The organism is Ruegeria sp. AH3 (assembly GCF_056536265.1).
This window is the reverse complement of record NZ_JBQFJL010000002.1, coordinates 669,800-688,073: the sequence shown is the minus strand read 5'-3', so window position 1 is coordinate 688,073 and position 18,274 is coordinate 669,800. Positions and strand designations below refer to the sequence as shown.

Below are 18,274 nucleotides of genomic sequence, written 5' to 3'. Positions count from 1 at the left end.
TTACCTCAGAATACTCTTGCGGACGCGCGGATCGAGAACCGCGAGCAGAATGTCGGTGGCAAAGTTCAGCGTCACGATGGAGGCCGTCAGTAGGAAGATGATCGCTCCTGCAAGCTGCTGGTCATTTGATCGGGCCAGCGCCTCCAGCAGCAGCGATCCCGCTTCTGTCAATGTCAGGATCAGGGCCACAATCGGCAATTCGTTGAAGATACGGTTCAGGTCAAACCCAAGCGAGTTCACAATCGGTCCCAGTGCATGACGAGCCGGATATCGCCATAGCAGGCGACGACCATAGATACCGCGTGCGGCGGCGGCAGTGACATAAAGTTTGCCGATCTCGTCAGACATCAATGCCCTTACGGTTTGCAACGCAAAGGCGGTGGCCGACCAGCCCAGGATAAACACTGGCAGCCAGGCATGCTTCATCAAGTCAACGAATTTCGCCCAGGACCAGGGCGCGTTTTTGTACTCGGGTGAAAATAGCCCCGTCAGCGTTTCACCGAAATAGATGGTCGAAAAAAGCATCACCATCAGCGCCAGCAAGAAGTTTGGCATCGCCAGACCCAGATAGCTGACGATGCGCAGCGTGTTGTTCAGAAAGGCATTGCGCGACGCGGCCGAGATGATGCCGACCGGGATGGCAATCGCGTAGGCAAGCGTCAGCGAGCCCAGGCAAATCCACAGGGACACCCAGAACTTGTCGCCCAGCAATTGTGCGATATCGACCCGAAGGATACAGCTGTCGCCAAAGTCACCGCGAAATGCTCCGGAAAGCCAGCTGACCCAGCGTTCCAGAAAGGGGCGATCCAGACCCAGACGAATACGCTCATTCTGAATATCTGTCAGCGTGATCGCCTGCCCTTGCGTGTTCTTGTAGGCAAGGTAGCGCTCGGCACAGTCACCTGGCACAAGCTCCATCAATGAGAACACGATTAGTGAAACGATCACCAACGTGATCAGTGCCATGACCGCCCGGGTCGCGGCAAATCGGGCGAACTGTAACATGGGTATCCTTCAATAAAGACGTGAAGACGGGCGTTGCCGCCCGTCCTCCGATTGTATCAATCCGCGATTATTCGCTCAGCGACCATTGATATGCGCGGTAAGGATAGGTGCGATAGAATTCATAAGATGCTGTTTTGAATTCAGGCACGTTGCTCAGCTTGTTGCTGACATATACCGGCGATGGGGCCGAGATGATGCCGATGAATGTCAGATTTCCTGTCATCGATTCAACCATGCTGTTGCCGATCTCACCTTGCTCTGCAGAGCCGGGAATTGCTGCCTGGAACGCGTTGATACCTGCAATCAGGTCTTTCGCGTATTGCGGCGGCTCAACACCGGCCGATCCATCCGAGTCGACCCATTCAGCCCAACCCATCGCAGGGCGCAAGCCGAAATAGTCCGAATACGGCGGCACCCACAGCTGATTGTCACCCAGATTTGTGCCGACAGGTGAACCCACGGTCCACGTCAGGACGTCCAAAGCGTTCGACGACTGGGCCGACCGATATTCGTCCGGCGTCACCTCTTTGATGGTGGTGTTGATCCCGATATCTTTCCAGTTCTGCGCGATCAGTTCGACCAAAGCCGCGGAAACCTCTTGCGATGAGAACTGCCAGTCCAGAACAAGCGGATCACCGTTGGGCATGTCGCGATTGCCGTCACCATCGGCATCCACCAGTCCAACCTCGTCCAGCAGAGCGCTGGCGCGATCCTGGTCGAACGAGGCTTCGTAGCTGACCCATTTCGGATCAACAAAATCCGGAACCGGAGAGAAGCCTACATATTGCTGCGGAGTACCCAGACCGAAATAGATTGTCTCGTTGATTTCGTCCCGGTTAATGGCGTTCGACATCGCGGCACGGAAGCGGAGGTCGTTGAACACCTCGCGAACTGCTTCATCTTCATGCGTCAGGTTGAAGGCAACCGCCGGCATCGCAATTGTCGGCCGCACGTCGATACGGTAATTGCCTGCTTCCTGCCCTTCCAGCAGCACCGGGGCATTTGGCAGAACAACCGATTGCGCCTTGTAATCCACCTCGCCATTCAGAAGTTTCAGCAAACGCACTTCCGAGTCACTGATGTAAACTTCGTCCTGCTCGTTGATATAGGGCAATTGATTACCCGCCGTGTCGACGGCGAAGAAATATGGGTTCGCGACCAGGTGACGGCCTTCCGCAGTCTCCTCGACAAGGATGTGGCTCTCCAGTGTCGGGACCGCGTTTTTGGGCAGACCCGCCAACTTGTCCCCCGCGGTCAGCATGGGCGATGGCGTGTCGGTCCAGTCAGAGTTGCCGTAATAGGCTTTGATTGCATCATAGCCGTTTTCATAACCAAAGGCCTGCGCGTTTGCATCCGCGTCGGCATTGATTTCAGGGTGGAACTGACCCAGGAAATGCATCGGCTGATAGGGCTGTACATACTGGGACGCGAAGGTTTCGATCAGGCCAGCTTTGGGTGCTTTGAGGTTGAATTGAACGGTCTGTTCATCCAGCGCGACCACTTCAATGGGCTCACCACCGGCCAGGGCATAATCTTTGGCTTCGGGGATGACATTCGGGTCCATCATCAGGTTGTTGTACCAGAACACCACATCCGCCGACGTGAACGGTGCGCCATCCGACCACTTGTGGCCTTCGCGCAGAGTTACGGTCAACTGCGTGAAATCGTCATTCCATTCAAAGGATTTGGCGACGTGAGGAACAATTGTCTGCAGATCGTCCGCATAGCGTACCAGGCTGGTATGCCGCACGGACAGGAAATCCGAAGTGCCGGATTCGGTCGCATTCGACAGTGCATCGAACTGACCACCATACTGGCCGATCACGTCGTAGGGCACTACGATCAAAGGCTCGCTGGGAAGACGGTCTGCCACTGCGGGCAGATCGCCATTCCCCTTGATGCGGGCATTCAGATCGGCGATCGCCGGGTTTTCTGAAAAGCTCAGCTCGCAATTTGCAGCGGATTGGAATTCTGCCAGTTCGTATTGCTGTGGATGCTCACCGGCAGCGATGCCCTGCGAATCTGCCACGGTTATGGCCGGGCAGGCCGCAAACGCGGCGCCGGGCAGCACAACCGCCGCAACACCGGATAGGAGTAATCTTTTCATCTTGGAACCCTCTTGGTTTTGAGTCTTTGAAATGGCGATGCACACCAGGTGGATGACACCGGGTGTGATACTTGGGCTGAATTGTTGTGCGGATCGTTGTGTGACTGCCGGGAGATGACAGAAATGGCCCTCTGCTGCCAAAGCAGATCGGTACCGTTTAGTCGTGTCATCCCACCCAGCGCCATCGTGTTGGCAATGCTGTCATTCACATTGGTCTTCGTCATCATGCCCGCAAACTCAGGTCTTTCTTCAATTCAGCAAAAGACCATAAAGATGTGACAGTTTTTTAATGTTTTTGTCACCAAAAATATTTTTCGGTCAAAAACCCAAGCATTCGGTCATTTTCCCTACAACTACAGACAGAACGGGCAATAGGCCCAATTATTGGGCCAGAAACACTTCTTTATACAGAAGTGCTCTGCCTGAATAATAATCAATCTGAAGGCGCAGCCGGCCGGAAAAGCGGCCCGCCTTCCACGAATCTAGTGATACCGACGCTGAGATTTCGGACCTTCCGCGGTGATCGAATCAAGCGAAAGCGTGTGGTCGGTGTTGCGCATCCGGTGACGCAGCATCTGGCGGCACAGCCGTGCAAGATCAGTTGCGAATTCCGGTTTGCCCGCGACATTCTCATGCTCCCCGCGCCCTTGATGATCAAACAACAAAGGCGGCAGATCGGCGGCAAACTCGACCAGCGTGAAGCGCTCGTCCCGCAAGATGCCCAAACAAGAGTCGCTGTTTCCTGTTTTCAGTCGGTTCTGCCAAAGTGACGGATCTTCGGGCTCCGAGAAATCCAACTCGCTGAATGTATAGCTGCGCCAATCCGCAGGTGTCTCACCCCGCACCAGAGGCAGCAAGGACCGGCCATCCATCGAATTAGGTGCCACCTGCCCGACCCAGTCCAGAATCGTGGGCGAGATGTCGATGGATTCGGTTGGTTCGGCAACCACCCTGCCCGCCCCTTCCCCGGGGACACGGATCATGAGTGGCGTCTGATATGCCGCGTCATAAACCGACATCTTGCCCCAGGAGAACCTGTCGCCCAGCATCTCGCCATGATCGGCGGTGATCACCACAAGGGTTTTGTCGTAAAGGCCGCTGTCTTTCAGATATTGAATGACCCGACCGATGTGATGATCAACTTCGGTCGCCAATCCAAGATAAATGGCGCGCAGGGTCTGTAGATTTTCTTCGGTTTGTTCGACCTCATCGAAACCCAGAACCGCGTTTCGAAGATCGCTTTTGTCGATCAGTGGTCCAAAAAACGGATGCATTGCCTTTTCATCTTCAGCCGAAGGCAGCGTATCCGGCAGCGGCAGTTGCGCCGGATCATACATGCGATTGTAAGGTGCAGGCGCGACCAATGGCGGGTGAGGCCGGATATAGGTCAGGTGCGCGAACCAATCGGTCTTATCGTAGGCAGCAATGCTATTCAGGAACGTATCGGTCAGAAACGCTGTATCGCTGTCTTCGGCGCGATAAAGCGCCGGGTCGTTCAGCTTTGGTGGACCGCCATCGGGTGATACAGGCTTGTAGACGTCCAAATAGTTCTCGAATTTGTATCCTTTCTTCAGCAAATGAGATCGCCACGGATAGGATTCTTCGAGTCGCATTTCGACAATCTCGTCGAAACCTGCCATCGGGTGCTCATAGCTTTTGGCCACAGGATCATTGGGATGGAGAACCCGCGGGTCGACCGATGTATCGGTGTACCCATAGAGCATCGGGCGGTAGCCGGCCTTGCGCATCTCGGTCGCGATATTCGGCGTGTCGTGACGCATCGGTGTGCCATTCCGGATCGACCGGTGGTTCATCGCATACCGTCCCGTCAACATCGAAGCCCGAGAAGGGCCACAGGGGTTCGTGACCGAAAAGTGCCGCTTGAACACCGTTGCCTCGCTCATGAATGCGCACAGATTGGGCATGTTCACATGTTCGGAAAGCACTCCGTTCAGGCAATCCGCGCGCAGTTGATCGATGGTGATAAAAAGAACATTCCCGGTCTGACCCACGGTGCCATTCTCCGATTGGTGTTTCACGATTTGCGGCGGACAGTGTCCGGCTTTCGTAACAGGCGCAACTGGTTTTCAGCCGATCAGAGATTGGAAGTTACTGTATCACCATCGCAATTGATGGGTGCTAAAACCCGGTCCGGTTGAACAAAGCCATTGCAGCCGCACCCGGATTGACTTCACATACCGCTATGAACCGACCTGCGATCACCTCTGACACCAGCGCATCCGGCGTGTGCTTGCGGATTTCGGGTGATCTGCGCACGCAACAGCTGGATAAGGTTGAAGCCGATTTCGCGGCGATCCATCCGAGCGGACAGGATGTTGTGATGGATCTGTCACAATTGCAGGCGCTGGATACAGGCGGTGCCTGGCTGGTGGCAAACCTGTCGCGCCGATTGGGCGCCGATGGTGCGAATGTCCGTTTCGAAGGGTTAACGCCTGCCCATTCTTCGCTGATCGATACGGTGTCGCAGAACATCCCCGAAAAACTGGGCGATCAGGCGCCTCCGACAGGTTTTGTCAATTGGGTGGGCCGGATCGGTGAACATACGGCAGGGGCATGGCGGGACACGCTGTCGATCCTTGGATTCCTCGGACTGACCCTGCACCGGCTGGTGCGCACGCTGATCATGCCCTGGCGACTGCGGCGTGCGGCGCTGGTTTCGCAGATGGAACAGGTCGGTTTCAAGGCGCTGCCCATCGTGACGCTGATGGGTTTTCTGATCGGTGTGGTCCTAGCCTTTCAGGGCGCGACCCAATTGAAACAGTTCGGAGCCGAGATTTTCGTGGTCGAGCTGATCTCGATCTCGATCCTGCGCGAACTTGGCATCCTGCTGACTGCAATCATCGTGGCAGGCCGGTCGGGTTCAGCTTTTACCGCCTCGATAGGCTCAATGAAGGTGCAGGAAGAGATCGACGCGATGCGCACGCTGGGTCTTGATCCGATCGAGGTGCTGGTCGTTCCGCGCGTTGTTGCGTTGCTGATCATGCTGCCCATTCTTGGGTTCGTGGCCGATATGGCTGGTCTGATCGGCGGCGCATTGATGAGCTGGATCGATTTGGGCGTCAGCCCCGGCATGTTCCTGACGCGGCTCAAGGAAAACACCGGGGTCTGGCAATTGGCGATTGGCATGATCAAAGCCCCGTTCTTTGCGCTGGTGATCGGGACAATTGCCTGCTGGCAGGCGATGCAGGTCAAAGGATCATCCGAAAGCGTAGGTCAGCGCACGACAGCTTCGGTCGTGCAATCGATCTTCATGGTGATCGCCATCGACGCGCTGTTCTCAATCTTCTTTTCCGAGCTGGGGGTCTGACATGGACGGCACCGCCCTGCAGGACAACCCTCAGAGTGAAACGCAGCGCGAAGCTGTCATTCGCGTACGAAATCTGACCAACCAGTTCGGTGAGCAGGTGGTGCATGACAACCTGAACCTCGATGTCTGGCGCGGTGAGGTTCTGGGCGTTGTCGGCGGATCAGGCACCGGAAAGTCGGTGTTGCTGCGTACGATTGTCGGACTGAACAAACCCAAGGCGGGCAGCATAGAGGTACTGGGCGTCGATGTGCTCAACGGCCCCGAAGCCGACCGTCAACGGATTGAAAAAAGCTGGGGCGTCGCATTTCAGGACGGAGCGCTGTTTTCGTCTCTGACTGTGTTGCAGAACGTGATGGCGCCGCTGCGCGAACATACCAGCATCAGCGAAAGCCTGATGGCGGCGCTTGGGGGGCTGAAGATCAGCCTCGTAGGGCTGCCTCAGCTAAGCTGCAGCAAGTTCCCTTCGGAACTGTCGGGCGGGATGCGCAAACGGGCAGCTCTGGCGCGCGCGCTCTCGCTGGACCCCGAGATCGTGTTTCTGGACGAGCCTACCGCCGGATTGGACCCTATCGGAGCTGCCGCATATGATGATCTGATCAGAGAGCTGCAGCAAGCGTTAGGCCTTACCGTGTTTATGGTCACCCACGATCTGGACAGTCTTTACGCAATTTGCGACCGCATCGCGGTACTTGCGGAAAAACGCGTGCTGGTTGAAGGTCCGATAGAGGACATGACCAAGGTCGACCATCCTTGGGTCCAGGAATATTTCACAGGCCCTCGTGCCCGCGCGGCGCAAGAGAAAGGGTAGGACAGGTAGAGGCGATGGAGACCCGAGCGAATTATATCCTGATCGGTGCGTTCACCCTTGCCGGTATACTGGGGGCTTTCGGCTTCTTCCTGTGGCTCGCCAAGTTCGAAGTCACACGGCAATACGCGTATTATGATGTGTTATTCGACAATGTGGCAGGCCTGTCTGCGGCAGGTGGCGTCAACTATAATGGTCTGCCTGTGGGTCAGGTCATCTCGTTGCAGCTGGATGACAACGACCCTTCCAAGGTCCGTGTCCGCCTTGAAGTTGACGCAGATATCCCGGTCACCAAGGAAACCATTGCGCAGTTGCAATCGTTGGGCGTGACCGGTGTCGCCTATGTCGAGCTATCCGGTGGTTCCGCCTCGGCTGAACGATTGCCGCAGAACAGCGTGATTCAAAGCAAACGGAGCTCAATCCAGTCTCTGCTGGAGGGTGCGCCGCAGGTTCTGGAAAAAGCCCTGACCTTGCTTGAGGACCTGAACTCGGTTGTGGATGAGAAGAACCGTCAGGCCGTCTCCGAGATCCTGAGCAATCTGTCCTCGGCCTCGGGGCGACTGGACAAAACACTGTCGGATTTCGAAAGCCTGTCGAGCGATCTGGGCGGCGCTGCGAAAGAGATCGGGGATTTCACCAAGCGTCTGGATACGCTGGCCGACACTGCCGAAACCACGCTTACGACCGGAACGGATACGCTGAACAGCATCAAAGAGGCTTCGGAATCGGCGAAGACTGCGCTGGATACCGCGAATGGTACGCTGCAGACCGCCCAGACCGTGATGACCGAGGAAATACGACCTTTTATCGAACGCGGTTCAAGACTGGCAGATCATCTGATTGTGCTTTCCGAGGAAGGCAGCATCACTTTGGGTACGGTTACCGAGACCTTCGCGAACGCGAACACCACGCTCGGCTCGATCAATTCCGCCATGGATACTGCCAAGACTGCGCTTGCTTCGGCCGAGCGTGCCTTTGACTCAGCCAATCGCGTTATGGACGAAGATATTGCGTCGGTTGCGGAAGATGTGCGCAAGGCGGCCAATCAAGTGGCTTCGACCGTTTCGAACATCACCGAGAAGATCGACAAGATTTCGGATGACATTCTCAGCGCGTCGCAATCCGCTTCGGACCTGTTGGGCACGATCGATGGCATCGTGCAGGACAACCGTCGCCAGGTCTCGGACTTCCTGCGCGTAGGACTGCCACAGTTCGTCCGCTTTATTGAGGAATCACAGCGTCTGGTCATCAGTCTCGACCGCTTGGTCGACAAGGTTGAGCGCGACCCGGCCCGCTTTTTGTTAGGCACCCAAGCATCGGAGTTTCGTCAATGATACGGCCCCTAATCCTGACTCTGGTGTTGGCCGCAATGGCTGGATGTACCGGCTTGGACACATTGCGTCAGGCGTCGAAACCCAATGACCTGTATCTGTTAACTCCGAAAAGCACCTTCTCGACATCTCTGCCCAGAATCCAGCAGCAAATCGTTGTTGAAGAGCCCACTGCAACGGCTGCGGTGAACACCGACCAGATCGCAGTTCAGCCCTCATTGTTGCAGGTTCAGTATTTGCCCAGAGCCCGCTGGGTTGACCGGGCCCCTTTGATTGTTCAGGCCCTGATGGTCGAAAGCTATGAGAACTCCGGTAAGGTCGCGGCTGTTGGCCGTTCGACAGTCGGGCTGCGCGCGGATTATGTCATTGCACCCGATCTGCGTGAGTTTCAGGGCATCGTTGTCAGCGAGTCAGAGAACTCAAAAACGGTGCGTGTGGAAGTACGCATCAATATCAAGATCATTGACGAGTACGAAGATAAGATCATCGCCTCCAGCTCGTTCCAGGAAAATGTAATGGCCGCCAGCGACCAGACACCGGACCTGGTTGAGGCCTTTGATGTTGCCTTGGGCAAGACCATGCGGGACTCCGTCGAATGGAGCATCCGCAAAATTCATACTCATGCGCAGAACAACCCGCGCTCGATCCCGCGTTAAACCAGTCTAAAAGTGACTGGCTGAGGCCGCTTTCCAGTCAGCTGCGAATTCTTCTGGGATAGCTTCGCCTAGCAGTGCGCCATCTTCCAGAAAGCTGTACAGATCTGCGTAGGTTCGTTCCCGCTCATCCGCTGTCCGGCGGCGGATATCGGCGGGCCGCAGATCCGAGACTTTTTCCTTGCCCATTGCCCCCAGAATTTCGCGGAAACTTTCCAGCGTTGCGTCGTGATATCGGTGCACACGCTGCCGTTTCTGTGGCACATTCACGGCCCGACCCCGGATCGGATCTTGCGTCGCAACGCCCGAGGGGCAGCGGTTGGTGTTGCAATGCAGCGCCTGAATGCAGCCTACGGCAAACATCATCGCCCGCGCTGCGTTGCACATGTCGGCGCCAAGAGCGAATTTTTCGATCATGTCGAACCCGGTCGCTACCTTGCCCGAGCAGATAACGCGGATCTTGTCGCGCGCTCCAATCCCGCGCAGGCAGTTGTTCACGAAGATCAGCGCCTCATTCAGCGGCATTCCCAGCCGGTTGGTAAATTCCACGGGCGCAGCACCGGTACCCCCCTCGGCTCCGTCTATGGTAATGAAATCGGGCAGAATGCCGGTCTCCAGCATGGCTTTGCAGATTGCCATGAATTCAGTTGGATTGCCTATACAGAGCTTGAAGCCAATTGGCTTTCCCTCCGACATCTCACGCAATTGCTGCACGAAATGCATCAACCCGGTAGGTCCGTCGAAGGCCGAATGAACAGGCGGAGATATCACGTCCTGATGCACCGGCACTCCTCGGATCTCTGCTATTTCCTCATCCACTTTCGCTGCAGGCAACACGCCACCATGAGAGGGCTTTGCTCCTTGCGAGAGCTTGATCTCAATCGCTTTTACAACGTCCTTCTTGGCCCTTTCGGCAAACTTATCTTTGTTAAAACCGCCCTCAGGCGTCCGGCATCCGAAATAGCCAGTACCGATCTGCCAGATTATATCCCCACCCTCAGCCAGATGGTGCGGAGAGAGCCCGCCCTCGCCCGTGTTATGGGCAAATCCGCCATCCTTCGCACCTCCATTCAGCGCGCGGATCGCATTGGCACTGAGCGCGCCAAAGCTCATCGCGGAGACGTTCAGGCGTGAGGCGTCGTACGGTTTTTCACATTGCGGGCCGCCGAGCATCACCCTTTCTTCGCTTTCGGGAACATGCTTGGGCGCGAGTGAATGGTTGGCACGGTGATAGCCAACGGTTTGGATATCGTATTGCGTACCGAAGGCCTGCGTATCGACCTGCCCCTTGGCGCGTGAATAGACCAGACTGCGAATGATACGGTTGAAGGGCCGACCACTTTCGTTGGTTTCCACGAAATATTGGCGGATTTCAGGGCTGACAAATTCCAGCATGTATCGGAAATGTCCAAGGACAGGGTAATTGTTCAGTACGTTGTGCTTTGTCGTCAGCATATCGTAGAGGCCAATCACCGCATAAGGGATAAGGAACACCAGCAGCCAGTAGGCGGGCGGCCAGAAGAAGCCCCACAGCAGGGTCAAGGGCAGGCACACATAGCTGAGGATGTAATAAAGCCTGCGAACAATCATATCTGATCTCCCTGGGTCGCGCCAAAGCGGTTCGGCTGTTGCCTGTTCATATCCGAGACCGTGGAACAATTTGACCTTTCAGTGCAAGCCTTTGTAGCCAACGTATTCATAACGAATGCTTCATCGCCCTTGCTTGAAGCGTGTTGAAGCAATCTGTATGCCGGATGGAAACGGGTCAGAGCAGGATCAGCCGCAGTGTCACGTCCACCTTCTCGCTTCAGGCATCGCGCGCTGATGTATACGGCGGTTTTCGTTGGTGGAGCTGCAGGATCGCTGTTGCGAGAACTCTTCGCGCTGGAAATACCCGGTGCCCCGTTTTTGACAGCGACCTTCGGCATCAATGTCGTGGCTTGTTTCATCCTCGGCTGGCTCTATGCCATACGCCATCGCATTCACGCCCATTTGCTGCATTTGGGGGCAGTCGGGTTTTGTGGTGGCTTATCCACCTTCTCTTCCTTCGTGGCCGAGCTCGAGCGGATGGCTGAGGCCGGTAGCTCACTGGTGATTATAGCGATCGCGGCAGAGATCCTGTTTGGCTTGAGCGCCGCCATTCTGGGCGAAGCCTTGGGTCGCCGTTTATCGCCTTCGGAGGCTGCAGAATGAACGAGCTCTATCTGCACAGCATGTTTGCCCTGGGCGGGGGGCTGGGCGCCGTTCTGCGCCATTGGCTGGCCCTGCGTGTGACACACGATCTTCCATACTCCACGCTGATTGTGAATGTCGTGGGCAGTTTGCTGCTTGGTCTCTGGATCGGCTATCTGGGAGGCCCGGTAGACATGGGTGAAGAGGAAAAACGACTGGTGTTTGGCTTTTGTGGCGGGTTCACCACTTTCTCAAGTTTTGCTTATCAATCTCTGCAGCTGCACCGGGAAAAAACCATCGCGCTTGCTGCTGGAAACATCCTCATCAGCCTTGTTTTGTGCTGGTTTGCGCTTTGGCTCGGTCTTTTTCTGACCCGCTAGTGTACGGGCGCTGCGTTGCGCGCCTCTGGGTTCGGCGCACGACAGAAGAACAGCAGCGGAATCGTTGCCAGCGCCAGCAGACCTAAATTATTGAATACTGTCAGGTATGAGATCATCTCGGCCTGCTTTGCGATCTCCTGTCCCAGCAATGCTGCGCCCTCAGCGCTGTCTGGTGTCAAACCTAACGGCTCGAGGTAGGCCTGCGCGGCGGGGTTGTAAGGCGTCACATTCTGGCTCAGAACCGCTGTGTTCGTTTGCAGGCCTCGCACGACCCAGGTTCCTACCAGAGAAATCCCAACAGATGACCCCAACTGCCGCGTGACGTTGAACAGGCCCGAGGCCTCATCCTGCCGCGTCTTGCTGATGCTCTCGAATGCCAGAATGGACATTGGAACAAAAACCAGCCCCATGCCGAGGCCGCTGACGAACCCCGGCCAGGCAAGCTGCCAGAAGCTCGCATTCAGATTTAGCGAACCCATCATGAAATTCCCGATCGCGGTCAGCAGCATGCCGAGGCCGGCCAATACGCGCGGATCGAACCGGGTGACCAGAACGGCTCCGGTCAGGACCATGGACGCACCAGCAGCAATTCCGCGTGGGATAAACAGATGCCCCGATGCGATGACCGGATAGTCCAGCAGGTTCTGGACAAAGGTTGGCAGAATGGCGATGCCTCCGAACAAAGAAATCGCAAACCCGGCGATGACGAGGTTGCACAGCGCGAAATTGCGGTCCGCGAAAAGGCGCAGATCGACGACAGGTTGCCGGGATGTAAGCCCGTGAAGGATAAACCCCATCGCACCCAGAACCGAGGCGATAACCGCAACCTGAATGATCCGGGACGACAGCCAGTCCTTGGTCTCTCCCTGATCAAGCACGAATTGCAGGCAACCGATACCAAGGGCCAGCAGCGCCAGGCCTTTCCAATCGATACGAACCTCTTCGGTTTTGTCATCAGGAAGTTCCCCGGCCAGCAACAGCAAGGCCATCGCCGCAACGGGTAGGTTCACGAAAAAGACCATCCGCCATGAGAAATATTCGGTCAGAATGGCCCCGACAGTCGGCCCCAGGACCGGAGCGACCACAACACCCAGCCCAAACACCGCCATTGCCTGCCCCCGTTTTTCGCGCGGGAAAGCGTCAAACAGAATGGATTGTGAAAGGGGGATCAGGAAGGCGCCGAACATGCCTTGCGCTAACCGGAATGCGACAATGGTCTCGAGGCTCCACGACAGACCGCACATTACCGACATGGTGGCAAAGCCCGTGACCGCCGTCAGGATCAATCGTCGTCGCCCGACCCTGCGTGCGACAAAGCCGGTTAGCGGCATAACCACTACGGCCGAGACAATATAGCTGGTCAGGATCCATGTCGCCTGATCGGTTGTTGCGCCGAACGCGGCTTGAATATGGGGCAGCGCGACGTTGACGATGGTGCTGTCGAGCACCTCAAGAATGGCGCTCAGAACAACGGCCACCACAATCACGCGATTGATGTGGCCGGGATCGGTCATTGCCCTGATCCGGTTGTATCAACCGTGACCTTGCTGCTGCCCCCGACCCGCAGCGGCGCGTCCGTTGGATCAAGCTCGATCCTTACTGGAAACCGCCTTGTGACCTTGACCCAGTTGCCGCTGGAGTTTTCTGACGGCAGCAGCGAAAACGTATCGCCCGAGCCACGCCCGATGGAAGCTACTCTGCCCGTCAGAGCGATGCCCGGCAGCATATCGACCCGGATTTTGGCTGGTTGACCCGGTCGGATACGGGGCAGAGAGGTCTCTTTGAAGTTGGCATCGATCCACCATTCCGAGGATTCGACGATCGAGAATTGCGGCGCATTCGCGGATACCGATGACCCGGGGCGAAGGGTTAGGTTGGCGATCCAACCATCGGCAGATGCATAGATCTTGGTCCAGGCCAGATCGGCCTGTGCAATCTCCAGCGCCGCTTGCGAGGACAGCACGTTGTCTTGCCGAGCCGCCAAACCGCTTTGCAATGCGGCCAGTTCGGAGCGGCTTGTGGTCAACCGGGCCGAGGCTTGCGCGAACTCCGAAGTGGCTTGATCCAACGAGGCTTGTGCAAGATTGCCGTCTGAAAACAAAGCTCTGGCCCGTTCCAGATTGCTTTTTGACGTTTCATAGAAAGAACCGGCACTTTCCACCGCGGCCTGCGCCGCCGTGATCTGGTTCGAGAAGGATTCGGCCTGTTGAATGGCGCTGTCCAGATTGGCCTGAGCCTGATCAACCGAAGCCTTGAACTGCGTCTCATCAATCGTGAACAGCAGATCACCCGCTTTAACCGGTTGGTTGTCGGATATTGCGACCTCCGCGACTTGTCCGGTCACCTGCGCCGCAACAAAGATAATGTTGGCCCCGATATAGGCATCTTGTGTCGAGGGGTATCGTTCTTCATGTCGCCAGAATAACAGCAGCCCGACCGCAATCGCGGCGAGCATGCCAACAACGGCGATGACTTTGATTGGCTTCATTCGCTACCGTCCTTCCCGGATCACATCATGTGCATCCGCACGGCCAGATTGCCCAGAATCCAAACTGTCCCGCCGATGATGATGAGCAACACGAGGGTTGAGAACAGGATTAGGTCCATGTCCTCGCGGCTACTGCGACGACGGTCGATATGCAGGAAATAGACCAATTGCACGACCAGTTGGGCCAGACCAAGCAGGCCGATGGCAAAATATACTCCGGGTGTCTCGATGCCGTACCGATACGCGATGGCAAACACGACAAGCGTCAGTAAAAGAGAACCGCCATAGCCGATGACATAGCGCCGCCGTTCGCGCCGGTGTAGTTCGGTCCGTCTATCCATAGGCCAGCCCTCCGAAATACACGATGGTTATGATGCCGATCCAGATCAGATCGAGGAAGTGCCAAAACAGCGCCAGCCGCACCACACGTGAGATTACCAGATCGGTCATGCCCATCACGCGCAGCTGGATGCCCAAAACGATCAACCAGACGCACCCTGCTGCGACGTGCAGCCCATGCAGTGGCACAAGGCCATAGAAGGCTGACAGAAAGCCGCTGCGTTGTGGGATACCGCCTTGCGCAGCCATGTTCATGAAATCGCGGATCTCCAGCACCAGAAAGCAGAGCCCCAGTAGGAGTGTGACACCAAACCAAAGAACGATGCGCGCCCGTGGCAGATTGTATTTCAGCGCCAGCATCGCAAGCCCTACGGTCAGGCTGCTGGTCAATAGGATCAGCGTCTGGGCGAAGATGCTTTTCAGGTCGAACAGCTCATGCGGTCCCGGCCCTCCGGCCTGCGCATCGATCATGGTGATGTAGATTGCGAACATCAGTCCGAAATAGACCAGATCGCTCATCAAAAAGACCCAGAAACCGAAGGTTACGATCTCGGTGACCTTATGCGCGCTGGCATGATCCTCGCCAAGGTTGATCCCCGGATAGCTGTGCTCGGGTGCGCGCCTCATGTCACGGCCTCCATATCCGGGCGCGCAAGGCCTCGGTTTTCCGGCGCGCATTCATGGTCACGGTCCACGGCTTGAGTGCTGCGGACCAGCGCCAGCCAGGCCTCGTGTTCTTTGCGTACCTCTTCGGCGGGGATGATGATTTCGGTGCTGGTGTCGAAGCTCCAGATGATAAAGGCAAGGATCATCGCGATGGTCATCAAAGCGGCCAGCCACCAGATCCACCAGACTAGTGCGAACATCCAGACGCCGCTGAGCACACACAGGATGAACCCGATGCCGGTATTGCGCGGCATTTCGATATCTTCATAGGCCTCCGGTTTGGGATAGGCCTGACCTCGCTCTTTGGCGGCGGCAAAGTCATCGCGATCGGTCACTCGCGGGATAATGGCGAAGTTATAGGGCGGAGGTGGCGATGGGATAGACCATTCCAGCGTGCGCCCGTCCCACGGATCGCCGACGGGCGCACGGGACTGATCGCGGTCGCGGATGCTGACCCAAAGCTGGATCAGCACCGAGAACAAGCCGCATGTAATCACCAGCGCACCAAGCACGGCGACAATCATATAAGGGTGAAAGCTCGGGTCCTCCCAGCTGAATGACCGGCGCGGCATTCCCATCAGGCCGACGAAATAAAGCGGCATGAAGGTTAGAAGGAAACCAACAGTCCAGCAAAAGACCGAAACGCGGCCCCAGAATTCGTTCAGACGGAAACCGAAGGCTTTTGGGAACCAATAGTTATAGGCGGCGAGCAAGCCGAACAGCACACCGGGCAACAACGCGTTGTGGAAATGTGCCACCAGGAACAGCGTGTTGTGAACCTGATAATCAACGGTCGGGTTGGCAAGAATTACGCCGCTGAGACCACCGATCACGAATAGCATCAAGAAGGCCAGACCATAAAGCATCGGCACTGAAAACCGGATACGCCCACGATAGAGCGTCGCCATCCAATCGTAGACTTTCACCCCCGTTGGAATGGCAATCAGCATCGTGGCAATGCCGAATACAGCGTTGATCAGCGCGCTTTGACCCATGGTGAAGAAATGGTGCAGCCAGACTGTGAAGGACATGATTGCAATCGACATCGTGGCGATGACCAGCGAGTTATAGCCATATAGGCGCTTAGCCGAGAAAGTAGCGAAGACTTCGGAATAGATGCCATAGGCGGGCAGGACCAGCAGATAAACCTCGGGGTGACCAAACAGCCAGAACAGATTGGCATAGTTCATCATGTTGCCGCCGAGATCATTGGTGAAGAAGTGAAAATCTAGATAACGGTCTGCGGCCAGCAGCAGCGCGGCAACACCCAGCGGCGGCATGGCAAATATGATCAGGATCGAGCTGCAGATGATCGTCCAGCAATACATCGGCAACCGCATAAACTTCATCCCCGGCGCACGGAGTTTATAGATCGTGACCGCGAAGTTGATACCCGTCAGCGTCGTACCAATGCCCGAGACGACAATGGCCCAAATCCAGTAATCCGGCCCTACACCCGGATTAAACGCGGCTCCGGTATAAGGTGGATAAGCCGTCCAACCACCGGTCGAGAACTCTCCCACCACCAGTGAAACCATCAACATCATGCCCGCAGAAACGGTCAGCCCAAGGCCGATCTGGTTCAACACCGGAAAGGCAACATCGCGCGCGCCGATCATCAGCGGGATCACATAGTTTGCAACGCCAAAGACGAAGGGCACAGCGACAAAGAAAACCATGATGGTTCCATGGGTGCTGAACAGCTCGGCAAAGTGTTCAGCTTCGAGAAACCCATCCCCCGGCCCAGCGGCCTGCTGGGCGCGCATCACCACACCCTCCAGCACGCCGCGCGCCAGCATGACGATGGCGAAAACGATATACATGATACCGATCTTCTTGTGATCCGTGCTGGTCAGCCAGTCACGCCATAGCGGCCCCCACAGGCGGAACCATGTCAGCACCGCCACCACCACAGCAACTCCGACGACAACGATGCCAGCAGCTGCGTTCGCCACGATCTCGTTCGCGTTGGGGTTCTGGATAAGCCCCATGATGGGCAATGCGTCCCAACTCAGACGGCCAAGGAAACCAGTCTCGGCAGATGTCATTGCTTCGCCTCCTGCCCGAACGCGGTCGTGCCGGGTTGCTGGTTCAGGGGAAGGGGTTCACCGCTGTGATAGCGATGCAGGATCGATCCGAACAGATCACCCTCTTCCAACGTGAAATAGAGCGCATTGAGGGGCATAAGCGGTGTCCCCAAAGCCGCTTGCACCTCATCCCGATCCGTGCGCATGGCGAGCGTGCGATAGGTATCCTCGGTCAAGGGGATCCCATTGGTCCGAACGCTTGTCACCCAAGCTTCAAAGTCTTTGGGCTGCATGGCCTGCGTCAGAAACTTCTGCTTGGTGAAACCACGGCCATTATATTGGGTGTTCTCTCCTTGCATGGTCTTTGGTGTATCCGCGACCAGATGCAGCTTGGTCGTCATTCCGGGCATGGCATAAATCTGCCCTGCCAGCGCAGGGATCATGAAAGATTGCATCACTGTGTCGGTCGTCAGGGTCATCGCCACCTGCTGATTGATCGGTATGCCCAGCTCTCCCACGCTTGCGATACCCAGATCGGGATAGATGAACAGCCACTTCCAATCCAATCCGACCACTTGAACCTGCAATGCTGGTTCCTGACCGAACGGGGCTGCGTAGGGATCAAGACGGTGGGTGGCCTTCCACAAATAAAAGGACAGGATCGCCACGATCACGACCGGCACACCCCACATCAAAAACTCAAGCTTTGCCGAAAAATCCCAGTGCGGTGTGTAAGCTGCTGCCCCGCCCTTGCGACGGCGATATCGCAAGGCAATCAAAGGCACCAACACCAGCACAGGAATGACGGCAATCAGGATCAAGGCCGTAGCGCGAAAAAGATGCGTCTTCTGCACTGCTGCTATCGGTCCTTGAGGATCCAGGAAACTATCACTCGCCCCGGCGATCTGGGCCGACACCAGCAGCGCGAGCAAGGCGGGTACTGCCACAGCGGAGATCCGGGGGATGGTCACGC

The 18,274-nt window shown here is 56.5% G+C and carries 16 protein-coding genes; 6 read left to right on the top strand and 10 right to left on the bottom strand.

Annotated features, from left to right (window positions below):
- From ACR3EM_RS20715 to ACR3EM_RS20705, 3 genes are all read right to left on the bottom strand, one after another.
- Nucleotides 1–1,005, bottom strand: a complete 1,005-nt coding sequence (locus tag ACR3EM_RS20715; RefSeq protein WP_480472717.1) for an ABC transporter permease — start codon at nt 1,003–1,005, stop codon at nt 1–3.
- A gap of 67 nt (nt 1,006–1,072) precedes the next feature.
- A complete protein-coding gene (locus ACR3EM_RS20710) occupies nt 1,073–3,112 on the bottom strand; it encodes an ABC transporter substrate-binding protein (RefSeq protein WP_480472715.1) in 2,040 nt (679 codons plus the stop codon).
- Between the two features lie 482 nt (nt 3,113–3,594).
- A complete protein-coding gene (locus ACR3EM_RS20705; protein WP_480472713.1) occupies nt 3,595–5,151 on the bottom strand; it encodes an alkaline phosphatase family protein in 1,557 nt (518 codons plus the stop codon).
- Between the two features lie 164 nt (nt 5,152–5,315).
- On the opposite strand from ACR3EM_RS20705, the gene ACR3EM_RS20700 reads away from it, so the two are divergent.
- The 4 genes from ACR3EM_RS20700 to ACR3EM_RS20685 are packed head-to-tail and all read left to right on the top strand — an operon-like array spanning nt 5,316 to nt 9,232.
- A complete protein-coding gene (locus ACR3EM_RS20700; RefSeq protein ID WP_480472711.1) occupies nt 5,316–6,440 on the top strand; it encodes an ABC transporter permease in 1,125 nt (374 codons plus the stop codon).
- 1 nt (nt 6,441) lies between these two features.
- Nucleotides 6,442–7,248, top strand: coding sequence for an ABC transporter ATP-binding protein (locus tag ACR3EM_RS20695; protein ID WP_480472709.1), 807 nt, complete (start codon nt 6,442–6,444; stop codon nt 7,246–7,248).
- Nucleotides 7,249–7,262: 14 nt separating this feature from the next.
- Nucleotides 7,263–8,579 (top strand): MlaD family protein, encoded by a 1,317-nt coding sequence (locus tag ACR3EM_RS20690; RefSeq protein ID WP_480472707.1) that lies wholly within the window; start codon nt 7,263–7,265, stop codon nt 8,577–8,579.
- A complete protein-coding gene (locus ACR3EM_RS20685) occupies nt 8,576–9,232 on the top strand; it encodes an ABC-type transport auxiliary lipoprotein family protein (RefSeq protein ID WP_480472705.1) in 657 nt (218 codons plus the stop codon). Before ACR3EM_RS20690 ends, ACR3EM_RS20685 begins: the two co-directional genes overlap by 4 nt.
- Before the next feature lie 6 nt (nt 9,233–9,238).
- Here ACR3EM_RS20685 and ACR3EM_RS20680 read toward each other — a convergent pair whose 3' ends face one another.
- Nucleotides 9,239–10,819, bottom strand: a complete 1,581-nt coding sequence (locus ACR3EM_RS20680; RefSeq protein ID WP_480472703.1) for an FMN-binding glutamate synthase family protein — start codon at nt 10,817–10,819, stop codon at nt 9,239–9,241.
- Nucleotides 10,820–11,053: 234 nt separating this feature from the next.
- Between ACR3EM_RS20680 and ACR3EM_RS20675 the strand changes: the two genes are divergently transcribed.
- Both ACR3EM_RS20675 and crcB read left to right on the top strand, forming a co-directional pair.
- Nucleotides 11,054–11,422, top strand: coding sequence for a fluoride efflux transporter FluC (locus tag ACR3EM_RS20675; protein WP_480472912.1), 369 nt, complete (start codon nt 11,054–11,056; stop codon nt 11,420–11,422).
- Nucleotides 11,419–11,781, top strand: a complete 363-nt coding sequence (gene crcB / locus ACR3EM_RS20670; RefSeq protein ID WP_480472701.1) for a fluoride efflux transporter CrcB — start codon at nt 11,419–11,421, stop codon at nt 11,779–11,781. The genes ACR3EM_RS20675 and crcB overlap by 4 nt, the downstream gene beginning before the upstream one ends.
- Here the strand turns inward: crcB and ACR3EM_RS20665 are convergent.
- The 6 genes from ACR3EM_RS20665 to ACR3EM_RS20640 are packed head-to-tail and all read right to left on the bottom strand — an operon-like array spanning nt 11,778 to nt 18,272.
- Nucleotides 11,778–13,295 (bottom strand): DHA2 family efflux MFS transporter permease subunit, encoded by a 1,518-nt coding sequence (locus tag ACR3EM_RS20665; RefSeq protein WP_480472699.1) that lies wholly within the window; start codon nt 13,293–13,295, stop codon nt 11,778–11,780. The two genes, crcB and ACR3EM_RS20665, sit on opposite strands and share 4 nt — an antisense overlap.
- Complete coding sequence (locus ACR3EM_RS20660) at nt 13,292–14,269, bottom strand: HlyD family secretion protein (protein WP_480472697.1); 978 nt, start codon at nt 14,267–14,269, stop codon at nt 13,292–13,294. Before ACR3EM_RS20660 ends, ACR3EM_RS20665 begins: the two co-directional genes overlap by 4 nt.
- 20 nt (nt 14,270–14,289) lie before the next feature.
- Nucleotides 14,290–14,610 (bottom strand): cytochrome o ubiquinol oxidase subunit IV, encoded by a 321-nt coding sequence (locus ACR3EM_RS20655; protein WP_480472695.1) that lies wholly within the window; start codon nt 14,608–14,610, stop codon nt 14,290–14,292.
- Nucleotides 14,603–15,235 carry a cytochrome c oxidase subunit 3 gene (locus tag ACR3EM_RS20650; protein ID WP_480472693.1) on the bottom strand — a complete coding sequence of 211 codons (633 nt, stop codon included), beginning with the start codon at nt 15,233–15,235 and terminating at the stop codon, nt 14,603–14,605. Before ACR3EM_RS20650 ends, ACR3EM_RS20655 begins: the two co-directional genes overlap by 8 nt.
- Entirely contained in the window at nt 15,232–17,322 is a 2,091-nt protein-coding gene (locus ACR3EM_RS20645) for a cbb3-type cytochrome c oxidase subunit I (RefSeq protein ID WP_480472691.1), read from the bottom strand. The genes ACR3EM_RS20650 and ACR3EM_RS20645 overlap by 4 nt, the downstream gene beginning before the upstream one ends.
- Nucleotides 17,319–18,272, bottom strand: a complete 954-nt coding sequence (locus tag ACR3EM_RS20640; RefSeq protein WP_480472688.1) for a cytochrome ubiquinol oxidase subunit II family protein — start codon at nt 18,270–18,272, stop codon at nt 17,319–17,321. The genes ACR3EM_RS20645 and ACR3EM_RS20640 overlap by 4 nt, the downstream gene beginning before the upstream one ends.
- Nucleotides 18,273–18,274: the final 2 nt, after the last annotated feature.